General features: G+C 62.3%; 14 protein-coding genes. 3 read left to right on the forward strand and 11 right to left on the reverse strand.

Annotation, left to right across the window (positions count from 1 at the left end; translation table 11 throughout):
* Positions 1 to 141: 141 nt before the first annotated feature.
* The 3 genes from AB5Z54_RS00210 to AB5Z54_RS00220 all read right to left on the reverse strand — a co-directional run bounded on the left by AB5Z54_RS00210 (position 142) and on the right by AB5Z54_RS00220 (position 3839).
* Positions 142 to 1185: a M42 family metallopeptidase gene (locus AB5Z54_RS00210; protein WP_368143214.1), complete on the reverse strand. Its 1044-nt coding sequence runs from the start codon at positions 1183 to 1185 to the stop codon at positions 142 to 144.
* A 604-nt stretch (positions 1186 to 1789) separates the two neighbouring features.
* Positions 1790 to 2956, reverse strand: a complete 1167-nt coding sequence (fucO, locus tag AB5Z54_RS00215) for a lactaldehyde reductase (protein ID WP_368159594.1) — start codon at positions 2954 to 2956, stop codon at positions 1790 to 1792.
* Between the two features lie 166 nt (positions 2957 to 3122).
* Positions 3123 to 3839: a YoaK family protein gene (locus AB5Z54_RS00220; protein WP_055310199.1), complete on the reverse strand. Its 717-nt coding sequence runs from the start codon at positions 3837 to 3839 to the stop codon at positions 3123 to 3125.
* A gap of 253 nt (positions 3840 to 4092) precedes the next feature.
* On the opposite strand from AB5Z54_RS00220, the gene AB5Z54_RS00225 reads away from it, so the two are divergent.
* Entirely contained in the window at positions 4093 to 6234 is a 2142-nt protein-coding gene (locus tag AB5Z54_RS00225) for a YgiQ family radical SAM protein (RefSeq protein ID WP_368143254.1), read from the forward strand.
* Here the strand turns inward: AB5Z54_RS00225 and AB5Z54_RS00230 are convergent.
* The 8 genes from AB5Z54_RS00230 to AB5Z54_RS00265 form a co-directional block, all read right to left on the reverse strand.
* The gene (locus AB5Z54_RS00230; protein ID WP_368159596.1) at positions 6231 to 7142 is read right to left on the reverse strand and encodes a CPBP family intramembrane glutamic endopeptidase; all 912 of its coding nucleotides are present in this window, start codon (positions 7140 to 7142) and stop codon (positions 6231 to 6233) included. The two genes, AB5Z54_RS00225 and AB5Z54_RS00230, sit on opposite strands and share 4 nt — an antisense overlap.
* 88 nt (positions 7143 to 7230) lie before the next feature.
* The gene (locus AB5Z54_RS00235; protein WP_006235351.1) at positions 7231 to 7434 is read right to left on the reverse strand and encodes a type II toxin-antitoxin system RelB/DinJ family antitoxin; all 204 of its coding nucleotides are present in this window, start codon (positions 7432 to 7434) and stop codon (positions 7231 to 7233) included.
* A 226-nt stretch (positions 7435 to 7660) separates the two neighbouring features.
* Positions 7661 to 9037 (reverse strand): ATP-binding cassette domain-containing protein, encoded by a 1377-nt coding sequence (locus AB5Z54_RS00240; protein WP_368143256.1) that lies wholly within the window; start codon positions 9035 to 9037, stop codon positions 7661 to 7663.
* 3 nt (positions 9038 to 9040) lie between these two features.
* Positions 9041 to 10096: an ABC transporter substrate-binding protein gene (locus tag AB5Z54_RS00245; RefSeq protein ID WP_368143257.1), complete on the reverse strand. Its 1056-nt coding sequence runs from the start codon at positions 10094 to 10096 to the stop codon at positions 9041 to 9043.
* Between the two features lie 2 nt (positions 10097 to 10098).
* Positions 10099 to 11910, reverse strand: coding sequence for a [FeFe] hydrogenase, group A (locus AB5Z54_RS00250; RefSeq protein WP_438265554.1), 1812 nt, complete (start codon positions 11908 to 11910; stop codon positions 10099 to 10101).
* Entirely contained in the window at positions 11904 to 13736 is a 1833-nt protein-coding gene (locus AB5Z54_RS00255; protein ID WP_368159598.1) for an NAD(P)-binding protein, read from the reverse strand. Before AB5Z54_RS00255 ends, AB5Z54_RS00250 begins: the two co-directional genes overlap by 7 nt.
* Positions 13737 to 14076: 340 nt before the next feature.
* Positions 14077 to 14838, reverse strand: coding sequence for a 4Fe-4S dicluster domain-containing protein (locus tag AB5Z54_RS00260; RefSeq protein ID WP_368143196.1), 762 nt, complete (start codon positions 14836 to 14838; stop codon positions 14077 to 14079).
* 621 nt (positions 14839 to 15459) lie between these two features.
* Complete coding sequence (locus tag AB5Z54_RS00265) at positions 15460 to 17709, reverse strand: DEAD/DEAH box helicase (protein ID WP_368159601.1); 2250 nt, start codon at positions 17707 to 17709, stop codon at positions 15460 to 15462.
* Positions 17710 to 18297: 588 nt separating this feature from the next.
* Between AB5Z54_RS00265 and AB5Z54_RS00270 the strand changes: the two genes are divergently transcribed.
* Together AB5Z54_RS00270 and AB5Z54_RS00275 are read left to right on the forward strand one after the other, a co-directional pair.
* Positions 18298 to 19260, forward strand: a complete 963-nt coding sequence (locus tag AB5Z54_RS00270) for an FHA domain-containing protein (protein ID WP_368159603.1) — start codon at positions 18298 to 18300, stop codon at positions 19258 to 19260.
* A gap of 171 nt (positions 19261 to 19431) precedes the next feature.
* Positions 19432 to 21516, forward strand: a complete 2085-nt coding sequence (locus AB5Z54_RS00275; protein WP_368159606.1) for a protein kinase domain-containing protein — start codon at positions 19432 to 19434, stop codon at positions 21514 to 21516.
* Positions 21517 to 21648: the final 132 nt, after the last annotated feature.

Raw genomic sequence — 21648 nt, forward strand, 5'->3', positions numbered from 1 at the left:
TAAGTTGCGGTGAAATAGGGACTGCTTATGCGTTTCAAATGCAAAAACAGTCCCTATTTCACCGCAACGCACAAGAGCGCCCCTGCCGGCAACGTTATACCGGCTAGTGCGCTCTTAACTTGCCACGCGCTATAAATGCGCCTAACGCTGCACGTAGGCGCGGACGAGTTCGTAGGTGTTGCGCACACCGTCGATGTGGCTGCGCTCGTAGTTGTGGCTCGCGTACACGCCGGGGCCGATCAGGCCGTGACGAATGTCGTAGCCGGCCGAGAGCGTGGCCTCAACGTCCGAGCCGTAGTGCGGATACACATCGATGGCGTAATCGAGCTCCAGCTCGCGCGCGATGTTGGACAGCGTGGTCACCAGGTCGTAGTTGTACGGACCGCCCGAATCCTTGGCGCAAATCGAAACCATGCGCTCGGTGCAGCCTAGGTCGTCGCCCACACAGCCCATGTCCACACTGATCATCTCGCGCGTGCCGGCCGGCACAAAGGCACCGCCGTGACCGACCTCCTCGTACACAGTAAAGAGCAGCGACACCTTGCGCGAAAGCGTCACCTCGCCAGCGGCGACGGCACGCGCCAAGCCCAGCAAAATGGCGGCCGATAGTTTGTCATCCAGGAAGCGGCTCTTAATGTAGCCGCTCTCCGTCACCGTCGTGCGAGGATCCATAGCGATGATGTCGCCGGTCTGAATACCCAGCTCGAGCACATCGTCCTTGCTGTCGACGTTCTCGTCGAGCAAGATCTCCATGTTCTTCTCGATGGTCTTGACCGGCTCGTCGGCCACGTGCGCCGAAGGCTCGGTGTTAAGAACCACGCCCGTGTAGACATTGCCGTCGCGCGTGTAGACGGTGCAGTTCTCGCCATCGGCCGTAGACCACTGATGCCCACCGAGCGTCGTGGGGCGCAGGCGGCCATTGTCCTTAATGGAACGCACCATGGCGCCTAGGGTATCGACATGGCTCGCCAGTACGAGCGGCTCGCCCTCGCCACCAAGCTCAACGAGCACGTTACCCTTATTAGAACGCTCGGGCCCAAAGCCCATATCGCGCAGGGCCTCCATCAGATAATCAGTAGCCGCACGGGTATAGCCCGTAGGCGAGGCGATAGAAGTCAGCGTCTTAAGCTGTCCCGCGATATAGGAGAGCGTCCCCTCTAGAGAAGCATCAACATTAGAAGCCATATGCATCCTTCCAAGTAAAACTAAGACCGAGTCCCGATTTTAACCGTTCTGCACGGTCAATGCCCTAGGAGCCGAGCCGCCTCCCGACGTCCCCGCACCGGTTTTGTGCACGCGCACGGTTTACAACCCGAATCTTGCATAAATCCTATCAGTATCTGCATAAATATGAGACATCTTTTTGCTTCGTCTCAGGGTACCCCACCTTGGACCGTGCAAAAAACGGAGTATTCAGCACCGTGGGCCCCAACGACCCCATCACAAACGACAAAACGACGCGGTTACAGCAGTGTTGTAGACCGTCGCAAACCAAAAACGCGGCGACAGCCATCTCCGTCCATCGATAGCCCGCCCACAGGGGCTGTCGATGGGCGCCCGCGGGCCACTACGGCCCATTCACAACGTTATGCATTTTTCAGAGCTTGCTGAATACTCCCAAAAATGCACGCTGGGAAGTGCACCACCTATCCGCAGCGGGCAGCATGCTTTGGTTTTACCCGTCTCAGGACATTGACGCAGCACAAAAAGCCCCGCCGTGCGCAGCACGGCGGGGCCAGCGGCACGTCAAAAGACCATACACCTACGGGCGAAGGACCACCAAACTGGGCTAGGCAGCCGGGCAGATCTTCTTGAAGAGCTCAATGACGTCGTCGAGCGTCGCCTCGCGCGGGTTACCCGGGAAGCAAGCGTCGGCCATGGCGTCCTTGGCCAGGACCTCGATCTCGTCAGCCTTCATGGCCTCGCAGACGTGCGGGATATTCACGTCGGCGGAAAGCTGCTTGACGGCGGCGATAGCGGCGTCGGCAGCCTCGTCGGTGCTCATGCCCGTGGTGTCAACACCCATGGCAACGGCAACCTTGGCCAGGCGCTCAGCGCAAACCGGCTTGTTGAACTCCATGGCGATCGGCAGCAGCATGGCGCAAGCGACGCCGTGCGGGGTGTCGTAGTGAGCTGACAGGGTGTGAGCCATGGCGTGGTCGATGCCCAGGCCAACGTTGGAGAAGCCCATGCCGGCGACATACTGACCAAGGGCCATGCCCTCGCGACCGGAGCCGGGCTGACCGGACTTGGCCTCGGCGACGGAGTCACGCAGGTTCTCGCTGATCAGCTTAATAGCCTCAAAGTGGAACATGTCGGAGAGCTCCCAACCGCCCTTGGTGGTGTAGCCCTCGATGGCGTGGGTCAGAGCGTCCATGCCAGTGGAAGCGGTCAGGCCGGCGGGCATGGAGGCCATCATGTCGGGATCGACGACGGCGACCTCGGGGGCGTCGTTGGTGTCGACGCACACGAACTTGCGGACCTTCTCGGGGTCGGTGATGACGTAGTTGATGGTCACCTCGGCGGCGGTACCGGCGGTCGTCGGCACAGCGATGGTGAACACGGCGTGGTTCTTAGTGGGAGCAACGCCCTCGAGGCTGCGGACATCGGCGAACTCGGGGTTGTTGATGATGATGCCGATGGCCTTAGCAGTGTCCATGGAGGAGCCACCACCGATGGTCACGATAGCGTCAGCCTCGGCGGCCTTGAAGGCCTCGACGCCGTCCTTGACGTTCTGGATAGTGGGGTTGGGCTTGATCTCGGAGTAGAGGCTCCAAGCGATGCCGGCAGCGTCGAGCTCGTCGGTCACCTTAGCGGTAACGCCAAACTTGACCAGATCGGGGTCGGAGCAGACGAAGATCTTCTTGTAGCCGCGACGCTGGAGCTCGCCGGGGATCTCCTTGATGGCGCCGGAACCATGATAAGAGATGGTATTGAGAACGAAACGATTAGCCATTGATAGCCTCCCATCGTGTGCGGGGCACCCATTACGCCCCACGCTATGAGTCCCATCCTAACGCTTTTGAAACAAAAAAACGCGTGAGAACGTCAAAATTGTTAAAGCGTTTCAACAGATGATGAAAAATAATGCGGCAAAGGGACAGCCCCTTTGCCGCATTCGGTTACTTTCGGCAGCCCTCTTTCCAAGCCTCGGCCGCAACCTTCCAGCGTAAGCGCAAGTCGCGCTCGCGGTCGATGAACATGATGGCAAACGCGACAAACAGCAGCAAGCTCGCCACGACGATGGCGTGCAGGCCCATGCGCTCAATGCACCAGTTGCCCAACACGGCGCCAAACACAAAGGTAAAGATCACGCCGAAATACAGCAGGCCGTTTTCCAAAAAGCCGCGCCTGTGGGTGATGATGTAATCGTCCACGTTTTGCAGCGCGTTGCGCAAGTTGCCGATGCACATGGTCGTAGCGATGCCGTGACCGTGAATCTTGCGGAAGCTCTCTACCTGCATACCGCAGGCAAACGAGGTGAGGCAGTTGGCGAGCAGGTTGAAATTACCGCCCGGGATAAAGCTCACGCCCAGCAAGATAACGGCTTCAAAGAACACCGTTACCTGGCGCCAGTGAATCACGCTGCCAAACCGCTCGTGCACCAGGTCGGCAAGCATAATGCCCACAGCAAACGACACCACAGGGAAGAAGTAGCGCCCCGCAAGTGCCCAATTGCCCTCCGAGATGCTCACGCCCACCAGCAAGATGTTGCCCGTCTGCGCGTTGGCGAAAACATGATCGCGCCCAATGTACGAATAGACGTCCATAAAGCCACCGGCGAGCGCCAAGATGATGCCCAGCTCAATAGACTCTGATATCTGTTTGGCACGCTGCATCGTCGTGCATCCTCCTTGTTGACGACCCTCTCGTGCGTTGGCGGAAACATAACCGCCGTTCATACTGTAACCCATTGACAACATGGCGTGCGCGCGAGACGGGTTCTCCAACGCGCAGATACACAGTCTGGAAACAAACGACTGGCTCAGCGACGCTCTCACTCACCAGCTCATGTACTCCACCAGTCTTTTTAGCGCCGTCCCAAAAAGACTGGTTACAATTACGTGCAGCATACAGACACCGGGAGGGATCGTGGCAAAAAAGCCTCAGCACGCTCAGAACAGCCAACGCGAACAGCAGGGCAAACAGGGCCAGCAGCAAAAGCGCGGCGGCAAGGCGCAGGCCACGGTCGCCCGCGCCAAGCATTCCCAAGCGACGCCTGCCCGCCCCTGGCGCCCGGGCCGCGATAAGTTCCTCCCCGTCAGCCGCGCCGATATGGATGCGCGCGGCTGGGACCAGTGCGACTTTGTCTACATCTGCGGCGATGCCTACGTGGACCATCCGAGCTTTGGCATGGCTATCATCAGCCGTGTACTCGACGCGCACGGCTACAAAGTGGGCATCATCTGCCAGCCCGACTGGACCGATCCCGCCAGCATCAGCGTGCTCGGTGAGCCGCGCCTGGGCTTTTTGGTCAGTGCCGGCAACATGGACTCCATGGTCAACCACTATTCGGTGACCAAGCACCGCCGCCACACCGACGCCTATACCCCCGGCGGCGAGGAGGGGCGCCGTCCCAACCGAGCTGTCACGGTCTACGGCAATCTCATCCGTCAGACGTTCAAGGACGCCCCCATCATCATCGGCGGCATCGAGGCGAGCCTGCGCCGCCTGGCCCACTACGACTACTGGCAGGACAAGCTCAAGCGCTCGGTACTGCTCGACTCGGGCGCCGACATCCTCATCTACGGTATGGGCGAGCACGCGATCGTCGAGATCGCCGACGCGCTCGACGCGGGGCTGCCCATCGATCAGATTACCTATATCAACGGCACCGTTTACCGCACGGGTTCGCTCGACGAGGTCTACGACTACGACTTGCTGCCCAGCTGGGACGACCTTGCCGCTGACAAGCTCAACTACGCACGCAGCTTTAACGTGCAGCAGCAGAATATGGACCCCATCACCGGGCATCGCCTGGTAGAGCCATATCCCAACAGCGTGTACGTGGTGCAGAACCCGCCGTCGGCGACGCTCACCACCGACGAGATGGACGAGGTGGCCGAGCTCCCCTACGCACGCGATTGGCATCCCGACTACGACGCGGCGGGCGGCGTGCCGGCCTTTGCTGAGATCAAGTTTTCCATAAGCTCCAACCGCGGCTGTTTTGGTGAGTGCTCGTTTTGCGCCCTCACCTTCCACCAGGGCCGCGTGTTGCAGATGCGCAGCCACGACTCGATCATGCGCGAGGCCGAGCTGCTCACGCGCGATCCCGAGTTTAAGGGCTATATCAACGACGTGGGCGGACCGACGGCCAACTTTAGCCGCCCCGCCTGCGACAAGCAGCTCAAGCACGGCGTGTGCAAGAACAAGCGCTGCCTGTGGCCGAGCGTGTGCAAGAACATGGTGGTCGACGAGACCGGCTACACGCAGCTGCTGCGCGACCTGCGCCAGCTGCCGGGCGTCAAGAAGGTCTTCGTGCGCAGCGGCATCCGTTTTGACTACACCATGGCCGATGCCTCGGACGAGTTTTTACGCGAGCTGCTGGAACACCATGTCTCGGGCCAGCTGCGCGTAGCGCCCGAGCACGTGAGCGACGCGGTACTGTCCGTGATGGGCAAGCCGAGCCGAGCTGTCTACGACGCATTCTGCCGTAAATTTGAACGCTTGAATCGCGAATACGGACTCAAGCAGTACGTGGTGCCGTATCTGATCTCGAGCCACCCCGGCTCGACCATGAAGGAAGCCGTGGACCTTGCCGAAGCCGTGCGCGACATGGGCTACATGCCCGAGCAGGTGCAGGACTTCTACCCCACACCGTCCACCATGTCGACGTGCATGTACTACACCGGCGTGGACCCGCGCACCATGGAGCCGATCTATGTGGCGCGCGACCCGCACGAAAAGGCCATGCAGCGCGCGCTGATTCAGTATCGCAAACCCGAGAACTACAAGCTCGTGCGCGAGGCGCTGGAGAAGGCCGGGCGTCGCGACCTGATCGGCTACACCAAGCATTGCCTGATTCGCCCCGTGCCGCCACGCCCGGGCGAGACGTCTGCCGGCGGCGGACACGGCACTGGCAAGAAGGGCGGCAAGGCCCACGGTGGCGCCGCCGGCAAGGGACCCAAAGGCAGCAAGGGCCACGGCGGCATGTCCCGCGCGCAGAACACCGCGGGCCGCAACCGTGCGGCCCAGGGGCGTCAGGGCGCCAACGGCGGCGGACGCCGCAACTAGGGCAGCGGTGCGCTCGCTGCGTCCATCCCACACGCGTGGTGCAGCGAGCGCATTGCCTCAACGAGGATGACACCGGCGATAGCGACCGTAATTGCCACGTCGAACGGCGTGTTCACAAACCAGAGTAACGTCATGAGATAAGACCCGGCGTTAAAGGCAAAATGCAGCAGGATCGTGTAGCGGAGCTTTCCGGTGGTCACGAGCACCCAGCCAAAGACCAGGCCGGCGGCACCCGCGTAGCAACCCTGCACCCAATTCATGTGCATAAAACCGAAGATTGCCGCCTGCAGCACAATCGCCGCGGCGATACCCCACGTGCTTGGGGCCGCCCAGGGCACCATGGCGCCGTCCTGCGCGCTCGCACGACGCCGGCGCTTCCAAAGTGGGCGGCACTGCGGATTAAACGCTCGGAGCGAAAACTCGAAAATAACGCCGCGCACCAGGAGCTCTTCGCAAAATGGCGCGCCAATCACCGTGGTCAGAACGGCCAGATAGCTCGTGTCGCCCATGCCTGTTTCCTCGACGAGCTCGCTATAGTCTGCCGCGACCTCGGGCAGCAGCGACAGCACGCCGTCGCATAGGTAGCTAATGACCACCTGCATGGACAGGCCGATCACGACAACGCAGACGATGCGCTTCCATGCCGCGCCTGCTCCCCCACCGAGCGGGCGCTCGCCTTGCCGGCGCGCCATAAACGAGCGCGGCCACAGATAACGCCACCACAGCAGCGCCATCAAAAATGACGCCGTCTGAGCGGCAGCCTGGAACCATTGAATATCGAGGTTGTCGATCGGGAAACCCGTCAGCACCGACACGGCATCGAGAACTGAAAACAGAACCACGCTCAGGGCTATATCGGCAGCGACAACGCCAAAACAGGCAAGCGCCCACGCCATCGCATTGAGCATGCCAACCTCCTCAAAACCCGGCACTTAGGGACGTTCCTTAACTGCCGGCTGAAAAGGAACGTCCCCAAGTGCCGGCAGTTTGGGACAGTCATTGTTGATGAGAATCGGGCGCAGCGCCAAAAGCCCCGCTCGGCGAGATGTCGAACGGGAAGGTGCCGCAGCGATTGAAAGCGGCGATGAACATGCGGATGGCGTTGGACGGTGTGGTGCCCACGAGCTGGGTTGCCGCCGCGAAGGCCGCCTTTTCCTCGGGCAAAACCTTCGCGACAACCGGGGTCATGTGTTCTGCCATGGCGCTTCCTTCTTGAAACGACGGTGGTGCGGATGGATGCGGGCCACGCGGCTGGGCGACGGGCTGTGAAGGCAACCCGATTGGCCCGCATCTGGAGTTTGTTCTACGGCGTTGGTATTACTTGGTAATCCTAAGTATTACCCCGTAGATAGAATACCATACCCGACCCCATGGAGACAGAAGAAAACGAATCATTTTATTGTTGAGTTAGCGCCTGAAATGGCTTTTAGAGCGTGATGATATCCGAGATATCGAGGGCCCGAGCGTCAGCGGCATCGTGCGTGGCAAGCAACAGCATGCGGCCGTCGAGCAAGTCGAGCACGACCTCGGCGCATGCGTCGCGCGCAGCGATGTCTAGACCGGTAAAGGGCTCGTCCAGAATCACTGCGCCGCCCGGGCACAGCAGGGCTCGGGCAATCTCGACGCGACGACGCTGCCCACCCGAGAGCTCAGCCACGCGTGCATGCACATCGATCCCCGGTACCAGCAGGCGCAACAGGGCTGCGGCACTCGAGGCATCCACGCGCGCGTCGGCGCACACCAGCACATTATCCAAGGCAGAAGCGTCCTCGACCAGGCGCACATCCTGAAACACCATGGAGCACGGTGCGCACTCCCCCGCCGCCAGCGCAAGCAACGTCGACTTGCCCACGCCCGAAGCGCCCATCACACAGGTGCGTCCACCGGCGGGCACATGAAGCACCAGCCCGTCGAGCGCCGGCGCCCAAGGCGCGCGATCGCCCACGGCAAGCGCAAGCTCCGCTGCAGCACCATCGCTCGCAGCCCCTGTACGCCCGCGCAGTCCATGCCCATGCGCCCGCACGGCAGTTCGCCACGCCACGGGCCCCGAAGCCCGCAGCAACCACACCAGCACGCGCTCGCATGCCCACGATGCCGCCACGACCAGCACGGTCCACGCCAGCAGGTCAGCCGTCTCGATGAGCAGCTTCGCCTGATAGATGCGCTCGCCCACGGTGCCCGTCGCCATGCCGATGAGCTCCGCCGCCACGCCGGCCTTCCAGCTCATGCCGATCACGGCACGCGCGCACGAAAGCACAAACGGCAGGACCTCGCGCCAGGTATGGGCGCAAAACAGACGCCAACCCCGCACGCCATGCAGATGAAACATCTGCTCCAGCGACTGATCAACCTGCGTCAAACCCTCGACCAGCGAAAAATACACGCCCGGCAGCGCCATCAAAAAGACCGCGGCGATGCTCACGCGCGCCGACCCCAACCAAATGAGCAGCAGGACCACCACGCAGGCAACCGGTGTCGCCTTAACAAACGAAAGCGCAGGCGCCACCAAGCGGGCAAACGTCAGCGACCGCACCGAGGCTCCCGCCATCACGACGCCGCACACCGCGGCAAGCGCCAGCCCGCCCAAGATACGCGCACCCGAGCCTGCCAGAATCGCCCATGTGCCGGCATCGCATACCAGTCGTAGCAACGCCACCACGACAGCGCCCGGCCCCGGCAAAATCAACGGCTGCGCCACGAGACCCGCCACCAGCACCCACACGGCAAGCCAAAAGGCGGCAACGGCACCTGCTGCCGCCACCGCCTTCATACGCTCTGCCATTTGTCGAGCAAACGCACGCACGGGCTACTCCATGTAGTAGAAATCGTCAGCCGGGAGCTTGCCGCCCACGGCGCTCGCGTCCGCATCGGCCAGCACCTGCAGGTACCCACCGAGCGCCGCCTTCATATCCCTCCCCGTCTGGCACACGAGCATGCACCCGGGAATCGCCTTTTCGGCAATCGCGGCGTTATCCACGATACCCGCATCGACCACGGCCTGAGCCCAGTCCGCCGGCACCGCGTTCACGTCCTCAACGCTCGCAGCATGGCAGCTCAGGAATTCCGCCACGGCCTCGGGATGCTCCTCGGCAAAGGCCCGACGCACCACGGTCACGCCCGTCAGCAAACGGGAGCCCGTGTCGCCCGCCAGCTCATCCCACACATCGGTCAGACTCACCGGCGCCGACAGCTTGCCTTCGCTCTTTGCGATGGCAGCGGTCTTGAACGGCTCGGGCAGCACGCCCACGGCAGACGGATCGGCAAGCAGCACCGAGAGCACCTCGGTGGGCTCGCTCTTAAACTCAAGCGCCACCTGGCCGGTCAGGCCCGCGCGCTCCAACAGGTAGTTCATGACGTACTCCGGCGTGGTGCCCTTGCCCGTCATATAGACAGTATGGCCCGCCAGATCGCCAAACGAAGTAACGTCCGCGTTACCCGTCACCACGTTCAGCACGCCCAGCGTGTTGATGTCGATGACCTGCACCGCACCCTCAGTCTTGTTGTAGAGTACGCTCGCCACGTTGGCGGGCACCAGGGCGATATCGATATCGTCCTGAATGACCTTGGGCACAATCTCATCGGCGGCAGTATTGATCGCAAAGTCGAACTCATTGTCCGTCTCGCCATCGGCTGCCCGGTCCATAAACTGCACCAGACCAATCGAGGTCGGCCCCTTGAGCGAGGCGACGCGCACCTCGACCGGCTCTGCAGCAGCACCGGCGCCGTCCGTGGCAGCCGAGCCCGCGGCGGACCCGGCACCGGCAGCCCCGCCGCCACAGCCCGCGAGTGCAAGCGACAGCGCACCCGCGGCAAGCGCCGAGGCAAACCCCCGGCGCGACAGCTCAAAATCAAACGCGCGCATCGCTAGCACGTCCCCTCGTTAGGCATCGTCCATGCGTGATGGTCGGTATGCAGCAGATCCTCAGCCAGCGACGAGAGCGGCTCGCCCAAGAACTCGCGGTAGCACGCCTGGACATCGGGATTCTCGTGCGAGAAACGAATGTCCGCAGCGGCATCCAGGCCCCAGAGCACCTGGCCACGCTCGGCTGCCAGCTCGCAGCCGTCGTGGATGGGCTGACCGCCGCCACCGACGCAGCCGCCCGGGCACGCCATAACCTCAACGAAGTCATAGCTCACGCGGCCGTCGCGAATCGCGTCGAGCAGACGGGCAGCGTTGCCCAGCCCGTGTGCCACGGCGACGCGCACCTTGGTGCCATCGATATCGGCCACGGCCTCCTTCCAGCCGTCCAGGCCGCGCACATCGGTAAAGAAGTCGGCGTCGGGGTTCTTGCCCGTCACCAGGTAATAGGCCGAGCGCACGGCGGCCTCCATCACGCCGCCCGTGGCGCCAAAGATCACACCCGCACCCGTGCCAAAGCCCAGCGGCGTATCGAGCGGCTCCTCAACTAGCGTATCCACGCTCACGTGGCTCGCGCGGACCATGCGCACCATCTCGCGCACCGTCAGCGCAACGTCCACATCGGGCGTGCCGCCCTCGCCCACCATGCTCGGCAGCGCGCACTCGGCCTTCTTGGCCGTGCACGGCATCACGGACACCACAAACAGGCGCTCGGGCTCCACGCCCAGCACCTTGGCGTAGTAGGTCTTGGCGATGGCGCCGAACATCTGCTGCGGCGACTTGGACGTGGACAGGCTGTCGACAAACTCGGGGTAACGCGCCTTCACAAAGCGTACCCAGCCCGGGCAGCAGCTCGTGAACATGGGCCAGCTGCGGCTGTCGCCCTCGCCCTTGGCGGCCTCGCCCAGGCGCTTGAGCAGCTCGGAGCCCTCTTCCATAATGGTGAGGTCGGCCGAGAAATCGGTATCGAACACGTACTCAAAGCCAACGCGGCGCAGCGCGCAAGCCAAGCGCTCAACGGTAGCCTCCTCGCGAGATATGCCGAGCTCCTCGCCCCAGGCGCTGCGCACGGCCGGCGCAATCTGCACCAGCACGATCTTGTCGGGATCGGCGAGAGCATCGAACACGGTCTCGGTATCGTCGCGCTCGCGCAGTGCGCCCGTCGGGCAATGCGTTATGCACTGGCCGCACGCGACGCATTCGGTCTTGCCGATCGGCGCGCGCCCGCGGGTACCCACGGCGGTATGCGTGGCGCGGTTGGTCAGGTCCCAAATCCCTAGCCCCTGCACGCTCTCGCACACCTTGATACAGCGCATGCATTTAATGCACTTGTCGTTTTCGCGGATGATGGGAAAATCGAAATCCCAGCCCTCGCCCGCCAAATGCCTTTGATACGGCAGATAAAAAATACCCAGGTCGTTGGCGATGGTCTGTAGGTTGCAGTTGCCGCTGCGCACGCAGCTCGTGCACTGCGAATCGTGCTGGGACAGCAGCAGCTGCACGTTGGTGCGGCGAGCCTCGCGGGCCTTGGGGCTGTTGGTGTGCACCACCATGCCGTCGAGCACGTAGTTGTTGCAGGCGGCGACCAGCTGATCGCAGCCCTCGACCTCGACCACGCACACGCGGCAGCCGCCGATCTCGTTCAGATCGCGCAGATAGCACAGGGTGGGAATCTGGATGCCGACGGACTTGGCCGCATCCAGGATCGTGGTGTGCTCGGGCACCACGACTTCGCAGTTATCGATAATGAGCCTGACCATGTTGTGCGCTCCGTTTTCGCTGTTGTCGCCGACGGTGGTTTTGTTGAGCTCTACCATTCCAGGTTCCTCCCTCCGCGGAACGCGCCAAAGCCAAAGTGGTCGCAACGCAGGCAGCGGCTTGCCTCCTGGCGCGCCTCCTCCTCGGTAAGGCCCTGCTCGACCAGATTCCAATCGTGAATACGCTCGCCGGCCTCGCGCTCGCCCAGCTCGCAGCGGCCGCACTCGTGCTTGCCCTTAAACTGAACGGTCGGCAGCTCCACGTCGAGCTTGATCTTGTGGTCGAAGCCCAGATAGCGGTCGATGTTTGCCGAAGCCACGCGGCCGGCGTTGATGGCACGGATGACGGTGGCGGGGCCGGTCTGGCAGTCGCCGCCGCTAAAGAGGCCATCGAAGTTGGGCACGGCACCGTCCGAGTCGGTGACCACGCAACCCCACTTGCAGGCGATGCCCATGTCCTCAAACGGCTTGGAATCGATGTCCTGGCCAATGGCGACAAACACGCGCTCGCAGGGGATGACGCGCTCGGGCGTAGCGGCGGCACGCGGAGCCGGACGACCGCGGCGGGGCTCGCCGATAATCTGCGGTTGCACGCGCAGGCCGCTCACGCGACCATCTTCGCCCGTCTCGATGGCGAGCGGCGCCGTGAGCTCCAGAACCTCGCAACCCTCGGCCTGGGCGCCGGCAATCTCGGCGTCCTGGGCCGTCATATCGCAGATGCGACGGCGGTAGACGATGCTCACCTTTTCGGCACCGCAGCGCACGGCAGAGCGCGCCACGTCCATGGCCACGTTGCCGCCGCCGATGACGCACACGCGCTGGCCGCTCAGGTCGGGCAGCTCGTCGTCTCCGATGGCGCGCAGCATCTTGACGGCCGACTCCACGCCGGGCGCCTCTTCACCCGGAAGGCCGAGCTTCTTGTCGCTATGGGCACCGATGGCCAGGTAGACGGCATCGAACTCGTCGCGCAGGCGAGCGAGCTCCTCGCCGTTCACGGAGTGATCGAGCTCAACGTCGATGCCGGCGCTCAAGATCCAGTCGATCTCGGCCTGCAGGCGCTCGCGCGGCAGACGATAGCTGGGGATGCCGTAGCGCAGCATGCCGCCCAAGTGGTGGCGCTGCTCAAAAATGGTCACCTTGTGGCCCATCACGGCCAGGTAGTAGGCACAGGAAAGGCCAGCCGGGCCGCCGCCGATCACGGAGACGCGCTTACCGGTGTTGTCCACTACATGCGGCTTGTGGTCGTTGAGGTCACTGTGCTCAACGGCAAAACGCTTGAGGGCGAGGATGTTCATGGGGTCGTCGACCATGCCACGGCGGCAATGCATCTCGCAGGGATGCTCGCACACCAGGCCGCAAACGAGCGGCAGCGGGTTATTCTTGCGGATGACCTTGACGGCATCGGCATAGCGGCCGGCCTCGACGAGCGAAATGTAACCGGGAATGTCGACATGCGCCGGACAGCCCGAGACGCACGGGACGCGGGCCTCGCGGTCAAAGCTACAGGAGTGCTCGCGGATGTGGTGCTCAAAATCGTCACGGAAACCGCGGATAGCCGTAAGCGCCATGGCGCCGGCCTCGTAACCGATGGCGCAATCGCTCGAAAGATAGATGGTGCGGGCCGTGCGCTCAATCAAGTTGAGCGTGGACTCGTCGGCGCGGCCCTCGAGCACATCGGCGAGCAGGTCGCTCAGCGCGCTCAGGCCCACGCGGCAGGGCGTGCACTTGCCGCAGCTCTGGGTGGAGCACAGGTTGACGAGCGCCGCCGTAAACTCGACGGGGCACGGGGCGAGTGAACTCACCGCCAGACGACGTCCGAGTGCATCGTGCAGGTCGTCCATGACGGCCTGAGCGTGGCTGCGTTCCATTACGTGCAGTCGAGCCATAAGATCCCCTCTCACATGGCAGCCCGGAGGCGAGGCCGGGCGAAATTGCTACACGCACAACACTGACCTAAAAAGTTGTTAGGTCTCCACGCAGTTCGGCAGGCGGTATGAAATGTCACCATCAGCGGTGAAAATGAACATTATCGCAGATAAATGCCATATTTGATAAAACGCGTTACCAAATTGCAATATTCAATGTGAAAAAGAGCGCCTTACTATTTTTCCTTTTTGATCCGTTTTCCTCCGTCCCCTTCGGATCACATGATCCCTTGGGAACGGAGGAAAACGGATCGTTTTTGGCGCAAAAGGGCCAGGTTTGTTTGCACCAATCTCACTTGCGCTAGATGAAGAGCTCGCATCCCTTCCGCGCGACGCAAACCTTGCTCAGCATCTGGGAAACAGCGGATAGTTTGTTGGAATCAAGCTTGCGAGCACCTCGCGGACATACGGCGATGCAGCGCATGCAGGAGATGCACGCCTCGCCAGCTGCTCGTTTGGAGTCACCCTTGTCGATAGCACAAACGGGGCACGCCGCGGCGCATGCACCGCAGGAGACGCAATCCTCTGTTGCCTCGGGCGCCATGCGGTGACCTCCAGCTTGTTTATAAGGACGATTGCCGGGGATAGAGGGCTCGGACGCATCCTCAGCCAACAGCTTTTGCTGAATTTGCTGAGCAAACTCAGCAAGCTGCGCCGCATCCTGCGCATCCGGACGACCGGCAGCAAACTGTCGCGCAATGGAATGTTCTGCAATGGCCGCAACTGCCGCGATCACCCGGAATCCCGCATGCTTCGCAACGTCCTCCAGCTCTACGAGCGTGTCCTCAAACGCGCGGTTTCCGTAGACGCACACCAGAACGGCCCGCGCTCCGTTGCCGTGAACCATGCCCAACCGGTCAGCCACCACAGCCGGGATTCTACCGGCATACGCCGGCACAGAGATTACGGCCACGTCGTCCTCAGTCATCGAGACAGCGCTGAAATCTAGCCCGCTATCGGTCAGATCGACGGTAACGGTATTCTTGTCCAGTGCCCCGGCCACAAGGCCAGACACCTTCTGCGTTCCACCCGTCGGACTAAACACAATTTCGAATACGCTCATCGAGACACCCTCCCCCTACGTCTGGCAACGCGTCAAGCCGTTTTCACATCCAGCCAGAGTATACGGCACGTGGGATCCCCATTTTGGTGCATCAAGCACCCCAATGCACCAACCCTACGCTGTCTGCCTCTTCGTTTTGTATAAATTACGGTACAGATTGAATATATTTACGGGATACCGCCGTGTTTTCCCGAGGTACCCCATCCTGGCCCGTGCAAAAAACGGAGTATTCTGCAACGTGACCGCGCCAGCAATACCCCGAGCGGGCAAACCTTTAGGGCGCTGCGTCATTTTGGGTTCCGACATGGCGAGAATGACGCGCCCCTGCTCCGGAAAACGACGAAATCTGACTCAGAACGCTCGCCAGGGATATCCGAAAGCCACCGTTGGCGACGTCAAATCATATGCAGACAACTCGAACTGCAGAATACTCCAAAAAATGCACGGCGCACCCCATGGGACCCATTGCCGCATGGTAGGAAACAGGCCCACGGCATCCTCTAGACGCATTCCCGAGGAAATCACATTTGAACTAGCGATCGGATACGGCAAACAAAAAGGGCCCCGAGCGTAGTTGCTCGGGGCCCTTGGTTCACCTCGCTCTAGCGGGCGATGCGTGTGTTATTTGCGCTTGCCGCCGCCGTCACCGGGACGACGGGAGCTGCCGCCACGCTTGCCACCACGACTATTGCCATAGCTGCCACGGTTATCGCGACCGCCGGCACGGCCGCCACGGGAGCCGGCCTGGTTGCCGCCACGCCCGCCACGATAGCCGCCACGACGCTCCTCGCGGGTATCGTCGTAGTTGCGCCAGTCATCGCGACGATCGCGGCTGGCACGCGGGTCACGACGATCGCGCGACTCATTCGAACGACCAGCGCCGCCGCGGCCGCCATTGCCGCGAGCGCTCTCGCGACGCTCGCCGCCGCGGCTAACGCGCTCTTCAAAGCGCTTGCCGCCACGGGACTCACCGCCACGAGCACCTCGCTCACCGCGACCCTCGCCGCCGCGACGCTCATCACGGCCACCGCGCTCGTCATCACGACCGGAACGACGGCGGTCGCCCGAACCGCGCTTGCCACCGCGCGAACCGCGGCCCTCGTCCTCGCGCTCGACACGACGACGGCCGCCACGGTCCTCGTCCTCACGACGACGGCGGTGTGCCTCGCCCTGGAACTGCTTGGCACGACGCTCGGCACGGTTGCCGCGCGCAGGCTGCTCAGCGGCACCAGCACCAGCGCGCTCCTCGGCAGCCACCTCGCGAGCCACGCTCTCCACGGCCTCGTCCACGCGAGCCTGAACGCCCTCGCGCACGCGGGTCTTGCCGCCGCGCTTAGGACGGCTCGGGCGCTCGCCGTCGCCGCGACGCTCGTCGCGACCGCGGTTGGAACGACCGGCCACATCGCCGTAGTCATCGCCGTTGCGCTTGCCGTCGCGACGTGCCTGCTCAAGCTTCTTCTTGCTCTTGGACTTGCCGCGCTTGGTCTTCTTCTTCACCTTAAAGGCGGCAGGATCGCGCTCGGGGTCAACGGCGGGCGGGTTGGGGCCCACGTGCAGGTCGCCGGCTTCGTAAATATCGGCCGTCTTGTCCATGAGCTTCTCGATCTCGTAGAACTCGTCCACGTCCTGCTCAGTCACAAACGTAATGGCCCAGCCCAGCTCGCCGGCGCGGCCCGTACGGCCAATGCGGTGGATATAGTCGGTCGGCTCGGCCGGCACGTCAAAGTTCACGACGTAGCGCACGTCGCTAATGTCGATGCCGCGGGCGAGAACATCGGTTGCCACCAGTACGTCGACGGTGCCGTCGCGGAAGGCAGAAAGCGCGCGCTCGCGCTGGGCCTGGCTGCGGTTGCCGTGAATCGCAGCGGCCTTGATGCCCTTGCGCTCCAGACGACGGCAGCAGCTGTCGGCGCGGTGCTTGGTGCGCATAAAGACGATGGTGCGCTCCGGGCCCTCCTTTTTGAGGAACTCGGGCAACAGGTTGTTCTTGGCCTCGATGGACACCGGGAACACAAACTGGTCGACGGTGTCGGCGGTCGACGTGGCCGGCGCGATCTCCACGCGGGCCGGGTCGCTCACCAGGTCGGTGATCTCGCCCACGGCCTCCTCGTCGAGCGTCGCCGAGAACAGCAGCGTCTGGCGCTCGGCCGGCGTCTCGCGCACAATGCGGCGGACGGCGGGCAAAAAGCCCATGTCGAGCATGCGGTCGGCCTCGTCGAGCACCAGGACCTTAACCTCGTCCAGGTGGCAGGCGCCCTGCTCGATCAGGTCGACCAGACGACCCGGCGTGGCAACTAGGATATCGCAACCGTACTTGAGTGCCGCGGTCTGCGGCTTGTAGCTCACGCCGCCCACGACGGTCACGGCAACGTGGCCCGTGACGTCGGCGATTTTGCTTGCGACCTCGTCGATCTGCTGGGCAAGCTCGCGCGTGGGGGTGATGACGAGCATCACGGGGCCACGGCCGTTGCCCTCGGGCTTTTTAGCACCGCGACGGCGGTTGCGGCCGCCACGCTCGCGCACGGGTTTGGGAGGAGCGATGTGCTCCAGATTGTTCATAGTCGGCAGCAAAAAGGCGGCCGTCTTGCCGGTGCCGGTCTGAGCGGCGGCAAGCAGGTCACGGCCCTCGAGCACTACGGGGATCGAGCCGGCCTGCACGGGCGTGGGCGCCGTGTAGCCCAGGTTCTCGATAGCACGAAGCATCTCGTCGGAGAGGCCCAGCTCGTCAAAGGCGGGCAGGCTCTCGGTAGCGGACTCGACGGCCTGGGCGGCATTGGCCTCATCGGCGGCATCGAAGGCAGCCTGGGTCATGGCCTCGCGGGTCTCGTCCAGAATCTCGGCGTCGGTGACGTCAGATACAGAATTACGCATATGTTGTTGTTCCTTATCTGCACGCGCAATGGGCACGGCATGCGGCCGCGCGGGCGTGCTTGGTAGTGCGCTAATACATACAAAAACAGGTGCGCACAGAGAGGACGTTGCTCAGCACGCTGGCGATCGCTTTGGCAGCCCTATCACGCGCCGTCCAGACGCAGCAGCTCTAAGCGATGGAGCAGATTCGCCGCCGGTTAGTATACCCGTGCTTCGCATGCCCCCACGTAAACCACAGATGACGAGGCGGACGAGGTGGGCCCGGCTGATTGTCTCAATCTGTAACATCTACAGGGCGAATCTTCCTCTACGTGTTACAGATCGAGACAAACGGTCGACACGGCTCACAAACGTCTCAATCTGTAACAGTTAACGAGTAAAATCGGCCCTAATTGTTATAGATCAAGACAGAGGGGGATTTCCGTCCAGTCCAAACCAAATCTCTCAGTCTTCCTGCAATTTCGAACATGTGGCCTATAATGTTGCTTTAGTTACGCTATATATTGCGCAGCCATTTAATACGTCGCCCACCGGGGGCCATTAATTCCTATCGCCATATTGGCTAGGAAGCAATCAAAGGAGGTATCCGTGGCAGCAGAGACGCCTTGCTCGGTCCTCTATAACGATATTCGCTCGTTCGGCGGTCTTAAACATCTCGAGATCGCCCGAATGCTCATCAATGGAAACTCTTATCTCGGCAGTACCCTGCTCGAGAAATGCTCTTCCAACCGCTCGTATCTCACCCGTTACATCGTCCATCGCAAGCCTGACCAGTGCGCGCCCTCCATCTACAGCGACTTTACCGTCACCACGCTCAACCTTTCCTCGGCAATCTGCAGCAAGCTCGGCGGCGGCGAGTCCGCCTATCGGGCAATCGCCGAGCACTATCGCGGTCCGGCCGCCAACGAAATGATGTCGGCTCTCGCCAGCTACAAGCTGGACAGCCGCCTATATGCAAATGCCCTCAATCGCATCGACAACTTTGACGGCAATGCCGTGCGCGAAAAAAGCACGCTCTTCTTGATGCTCTTTGTGGCAACGGGGGCGCTCGCCGATCCCGTTCAGGGCGTGGCCACCGTCGAGCGCTTTTGCGACAGCAAGACAGGCGGGCACTTTGGCACCACCGAAACTACCGTAGGACGTGGCTTTATGAGCAGCCTGGGGCAGCCACGCACCGTCGCCCCTAACCTCGGTCTGCTCAGAACCCATGCCGACAACTGCGCCGACATGCAAATCCATCCCCTCACACGCGATCCGCGCGGCACCGTGATTGGTTCTTTGCCCAAAACCTCGCCCAGCATCACCGATGTAGGCGCCGACGCCTCGCGCGAGCATCTTCGCATTTGGCTCGAGGGTGAGCACTGGTACGCCCAGGGCCTTGGATCGACCAACGGCACAGTGCTCGAATCGGGCGCGGGCGACGGCGATATTGTGATTGAGCCGCCGCGCGACCAACGCGAGCCCGGCAAAGTCTATTCCCCCGTGGAAATCGCCAACAGCGACAGGCTCCATCTGGGTCTCTACACGACATTCCTTGTCATTGTGGACTAGCACGGACGGCGATCGGAAGACGGTCGCCGTCCGTCTTTCGTCTTCTACCTTCTGCGTCGTAAACGACAATACTCAGCGGTACACATGAGCAGTGCGGCTATCATGGTACTTTACCGATATCCGCACTGCTCACGTGTACGCGCGGCAACCCATGCCAGGCAAAGGAACGCCATGGATACTACCGATAGCGCCTATGGCGACAAACTCATCCGTCTCGATACGTTCGACACCGCCGTGGCGGTCGACCCCAGTGCCGAGGACGACGCCAAGCGTCGATTTATGACGCTTATTCTCCAGACGGCCCACCGCAACAACGGCAACATCGGGCACGTGCTTCGCGCGACCAACACAAGCGGCGAGGTCTTTGCCGTCAAGCTACTCAAGGACAACGCCATCCTTTCCGGCCAAGCCCCCGACCGCTCCGCCGAGCAATCGGCAGCGCACCTGGCCAACACCGCTGCGCTGTTCGAGGAGTACCGTCATCTGTATACCGTCTCGCACCTGCGCGGATTTCCGCGCGTCTATGGCTACGGATCGTGCGAGGATGACCCGCTCATCCTCATGGAGTGGGTCGAGGGCACCTCACTCAAGCAGGCGCTGCCCCTGCTTCCTCACGACGCCTCGGGCGGGCTGACCACCCAGATGGTCGCCGCCGTCGGAAACGCCGTGCTTCGTGCGCTCTTGATGACCCAAGGCCTCGTGAATCCGGTCGTCCATCGCGACCTGTCGCCTGCCAATATTATGTTCCGCACCACCAGCCGAACGCTCGAGCAGCAGATTGCCGATTGCTCCTTTGACCCCTGCCTCATCGACATGGGCTCCGCGACCATGGCTCTCGGCGACGACACGATCACCCGGCGCGCCGACATCTGGCGCTTTGCCACGCCCGCATACGCCGCGCCCGAAATGCTCACGCAGGATATCGAAGGCATCGCGGCCCTTCGCCGTTCGCCGGCAATCGACGTCTATGCGCTTTCGAGCATTCTGTACCAGCTCTACAGCGGTCGCAAACCGTTTGACTTTGAGTCGACGGACGCCGCTGCAACCGGCTCGTTCTATCTCGTAAAGACCAAGACCAAGCCGGCACCGCTCGAGCCGCGCTGCGAGGGCGATGAAGCGCTCGTCCAAATCATCATGAAGGGTCTCTCAGTCGAGCAGTGCGATCGTCCCACCGAGCAGCAGATGCTCGAGGTGCTCTCGGCATACCTCACCGATGCCGAATCCGAGGGCCGCGAAGGCACAGGAGACGAGGCCGCGATTGATATCGATTCTGGCACGCACCTTAAGGTCGACGTCGCCGGCGAGCGCGCACGAGAGATCCTGAATCAGGCCCGCCACGATGCCATGACCCGCCGCCGCTTTATTATCGGCGGCGCTATCGCAGCCGTTGCGGGGCTCAGCGTTATCGGGGCGGCAACCCATGGCTTTGGCATCCCCGACTACCTTGACGGCATCCGCGGTTCACTTGACGACTACACCTGGGATCAGCTGCAGGAGATTTCGCTCAAGATTAAGGCCGCCGAGACCCGTAGCGAGGCACGCGAGATTGCCAAGCGCTATCACCTGCTCGATGCCGATGGGCATATCCCCTATCCGTGTACCAAGCGTGTCACGCTCACCAACGGGCTGCAGGTTGGCGCGCAGCTTGTGGGCATCCGCCACGATGAGCTTCTGGACGGGACGGGCAAGGCCGGACTGACGTTTATGTTCGATGCGGGTATTGCCGAGCGCAACGCTGCGGCTGAACCGCCGAGCGCCGGCTGGGCAGATTGCGAGCTGCGGGAATGGCTCAACGGCGACGGCCTTAAGCTGCTGCCCAACGAGTTGCGCGCACTCATTAAAGGGGTCAAGAAGGTCTCGAACAATGTGGGCGCCGCCAACAGCGCATCGTGCCTGAGCGAGTTGCCCGCAACCCTTTGGCTGCCCGCCATGGTCGAGCTGTGCGGTACGCAACCGCCCGATTCGTTTGTCGAGGACTATCACTACCTGGCAGACATCTACAACGGCGAGGGCAAGGAGTATCAGCTCTTCCGCGAGCTCAAGGTGAGCCCGTATTCCACGAACGAGACGATGGTCCGTCAGTGGAAGGGCAAGGACACCTGTTGGTGGGGGCGCACGGTGAGCCCCGACACATCGGAGAGCGAAGGCACGCTCTATATGAACCGCGTGGGGCACGACGGCGACGTCTTTACGTACGCAACGCCTGCGGAAAAGCCAAACAAGCTAACCTGTGTGATCCCCGGGTTCTGTATCTAGGCGGCGGGCGTCTTGCCGTGGCGGGACCCCTCCCCGGCAATTGTCTCGATCTGTAACACTAGCTCGGCAGATACAGGTCTAGATGTTACAGATCGAGACAAACCCCAACCCCGCGAGACAACGTCTCAATCA

It is taken from the genome of Collinsella aerofaciens (genome assembly GCF_040910185.1).
In the GTDB taxonomy this organism is placed as follows: domain Bacteria; phylum Actinomycetota; class Coriobacteriia; order Coriobacteriales; family Coriobacteriaceae; genus Collinsella; species Collinsella aerofaciens_BF.